Here is a 911-nt window from a genome sequence, read left to right as displayed (position 1 = left end):
GCCATGAACTTCTTGTGCGGCTTGACCGAACCCGGCTTGCACAGGATCTGGCCACGCTCGACGCCGTCACGCTGTACGCCACGGATCAGCGCGCCGACGTTGTCGCCGGCCTGGCCCTGGTCGAGCAGCTTGCGGAACATTTCAACGCCGGTAACCGTCGTCTTGGTGGTCGGGCGGATGCCGACGATCTCGACTTCTTCACCAACCTTGACGATGCCACGCTCGACGCGGCCCGTCACAACCGTACCACGGCCCGAGATCGAGAACACGTCTTCGATCGGCAGCAGGAACGGCTGGTCGATCGGACGCTCAGGCGTCGGGATGTAGGCGTCGACAGCAGCCATCAGCTCGCGGATCGCGTCTTCACCGATCTTCTTGTCCGAATCTTCCAGAGCGGCCAGAGCCGAACCCTTGACGATCGGAATGTCGTCGCCCGGGAAGTCGTAGGACGACAGAAGTTCGCGGACTTCCAGTTCGACGAGCTCGAGAAGCTCGGCGTCGTCAACCTGGTCGACCTTGTTGAGGAACACGACGATTGCCGGAACGCCAACCTGGCGAGCAAGCAGGATGTGCTCGCGGGTCTGCGGCATCGGGCCGTCAGCAGCCGAGCAGACCAGGATCGCGCCGTCCATCTGGGCAGCACCGGTGATCATGTTCTTGACGTAGTCGGCGTGGCCGGGGCAGTCGACGTGGGCGTAGTGACGGGCAGGCGTTTCATATTCGACGTGTGCCGTCGAGATGGTGATGCCGCGGGCCTTTTCTTCCGGAGCAGCGTCGATCTGGTCGTACGCCTTGTATTCGCCGAAATACTTCGTGATCGCTGCCGTCAGCGACGTCTTGCCATGGTCAACGTGGCCGATCGTGCCGATGTTTACGTGAGGCTTGTTGCGCTCGAACTTGCTCTTTGCCAT

At 61.9% G+C, this 911-nt stretch carries 1 protein-coding gene; it reads right to left on the bottom strand.

Going from position 1 to position 911, the window contains the following annotated elements; translation table 11 throughout:
- A partial coding sequence (gene tuf, locus ACT6VE_RS34845; RefSeq protein WP_444802659.1) for an elongation factor Tu occupies nt 1-911 on the bottom strand: 911 nt, incomplete at both ends.

The organism is Shinella sp. (genome assembly GCF_052438155.1).
Lineage (GTDB): Bacteria > Pseudomonadota > Alphaproteobacteria > Rhizobiales > Rhizobiaceae > Shinella.
This window is presented reverse-complemented; position numbering and strand designations above follow the sequence as displayed.